At 71.1% G+C, this 2,143-nt stretch carries 5 protein-coding genes; all 5 read right to left on the reverse strand.

Annotated features, from left to right (window positions below):
* Positions 1 to 102 (reverse strand): GTP-binding protein (locus AC08OP_RS12915; protein ID WP_476614426.1); only part of this gene is annotated, 102 nt, incomplete at its 3' end.
* An 18-nt stretch (positions 103 to 120) separates the two neighbouring features.
* Entirely contained in the window at positions 121 to 282 is a 162-nt protein-coding gene (gene rpmF / locus AC08OP_RS12920; protein ID WP_071062807.1) for a 50S ribosomal protein L32, read from the reverse strand.
* Position 283: 1 nt separating this feature from the next.
* Positions 284 to 535: a type B 50S ribosomal protein L31 gene (locus AC08OP_RS12925; RefSeq protein WP_476614407.1), complete on the reverse strand. Its 252-nt coding sequence runs from the start codon at positions 533 to 535 to the stop codon at positions 284 to 286.
* Positions 532 to 1,674: a GTP-binding protein gene (locus tag AC08OP_RS12930; protein ID WP_476614408.1), complete on the reverse strand. Its 1,143-nt coding sequence runs from the start codon at positions 1,672 to 1,674 to the stop codon at positions 532 to 534. The genes AC08OP_RS12925 and AC08OP_RS12930 overlap by 4 nt, the downstream gene beginning before the upstream one ends.
* Positions 1,675 to 1,758: 84 nt before the next feature.
* On the reverse strand, positions 1,759 to 2,143 hold a 385-nt coding region (locus AC08OP_RS12935; protein ID WP_476614409.1), incomplete at its 5' end, for a metal ABC transporter permease.

The raw sequence follows: 2,143 nt of genomic DNA on the forward strand, positions 1-2,143 counted from the left end.
ACGGTTGGCGAGCACGTGGTTGAGCAGCGTGGTCTTGCCCGCGCCGAGGAAGCCGGACACCACCGTGACGGGGACACGCGGATCAGCGGTCGGGCGGCTCACGTCAGATCTCCCCGGCGGTTACAGCAGGCCGCGCTTGTAAGCGGCGACGAGGCGGCGGGGCACCCGGAGCGTGCGACCGTCGGGGGTGGTCACCGGCACCAGGTCGGGCGCCACGGCCTTCCACTGGGCACGGCGGTGCCGGGTGTTGCTGCGGGATGTCCGGCGCTTGGGTACGGCCATGTCAGCTGCTCCTCTTTCCGTAACGGCGGTTGAACTTCTCGACGCGGCCCGCGGTGTCGATCACTCGCTGGTCACCGGTCCAGAACGGGTGGGAGTCGGCCGTGATGTCGACCACGATGAGCGGATAGACATTGCCGTCCTCCCAGTCGATCGTGCGGTCCGACGTGACGGTGGACCGGGTCAGGAACGACTTTCCGGTCGGCCGGTCCTGAAAGACCACCGGGTGGTAGTCGGGGTGAATATCCTTTTTCACAGTTCCTCCATCTCGTCGAGCTCGTCTGTTTCGTCAGGCCCCTCGGTGAACGGGTCGACGAACTCCAGCTCGTCGGCCAGCGCGAGCTCCTCGTCCGTCGCCAGCGCCTCCTCCAGGGCCATGGTGATCGCCTCGGGTGACGCGGTCAGGGTGATCACGACGACCTCCTGCGCGCGTTCGCCGGGGCGACGTTCCCGGTTGGCGGCGTTGGCAGCGTCGGCAACGTTGGCCGCGACCGCCACGCCGCTGGCCGCCGGGGCATCCGACCAGCCGTCCGTGGCGGCGAGCCAGGTCCCGAGGCTGCCGATGGTCAGCCCGCCGCCCGCCGACTCCAGCCACAGCGCCCGGTCCGGCTGGCTGACGAGCCACAGCCGGCCACGGGTGCGGACGACTCCGTCGAGCAGCACGTCCAGGGCGGTGTTCAGCCGCATCGGGTGGAACGGGCGACACGCGGAGAAATGGACGACCGCCACGCCGTTGGACGGTTCTCGTGGCGGCTTTCCGTTCAGCAGGGAGCCGAAGCCGTCATCGAAGCGGCCGCGCCGCGCGTCGGGTGGGATGGCCGCCAGCAGGGCGGCCGCGTCCAGCCCGTCCCGTTCGTAACGCGCGGCGCAGGCGTTGAGGCGGTCGAGCACGGCGTCGAGAACCGGGGCATCGGCGGCCGTGCCGGTCAGCACCAGGCAGTCGGCGAACTCGACCGGCCCGACGGCGATCTGGGCCACGGTCCGGTCGTCGTCCTGCGCGGCGCTCAGGCCGCGCTCGGCGAGGATGTCGTTTCCGGTCGCGTCGGCCAGCCAGGTGGCCCGGTCGACCACGGTGACCACGGCCTCGACCCGCACGGTGGTCTCGCACAGGGCGAAGCAGACGGCCCCGGGCTCCAGCCGGGGATCCAGATGGACGACGACCCGGCCGCCCAGGCGCTCCAGCAGCGGCACCAGATCCTGGCCGAGTGTGCAGGACACGCAGCCGTGGGCCAGTTCCAGCACGGTCAGCTCGCCGTCGACCCAGCGACGCACCACACCCTGGACGAGATCGCGCAGGTCGTAGCGCACCAGCACCGAGCCCGGCCAGGCGCGCCAGATCTCCTCCCCCACGTCGTGGTCACCCAGACCGGCGACCAGCACGACCTCTGTCAACACACTCACCACCTTATAGAAAATGATTGCCATTGCGAAAACGTGGAGGGGTTCGCGGACGCGCCATCGCCACCCGTCACGGACCGGTCAGGTCGCCGAGGCGGTGCGTCCGGTGCGTCGAGTGCGTCCGGTGCGGGTCATTCGAATCGCTCGAACCGCTCGGACCGTGGCAGCGACCGCCACCTCGAGGACGGCGGACAGACCGACCGCGGGGCCGGCGGGCAGGGCGAAGTGGTAGCTGGCCAGCAGCCCGGCCAGGCCCGCGACGGCGCCGAGGCCGGCGGCGAGGAACAGCACCCGGCGCAGGCGGCTGGACAGCAGCCGGGCGGCGACGGCCGGGGCGATGCACAGCGTCAACGCCATGAGAACGCCCACGGTGGTCAGGCCGAGGACGACGACGAGGCCGAGCCCGACGATGAGCGCGGTGTCGACCAGCCCGATCCGCACGCCGAGGGTGCGAGCATGTCCGGGG

The sequence above is a fragment of the Frankia sp. CeRuru1 genome, assembly GCF_977966315.1.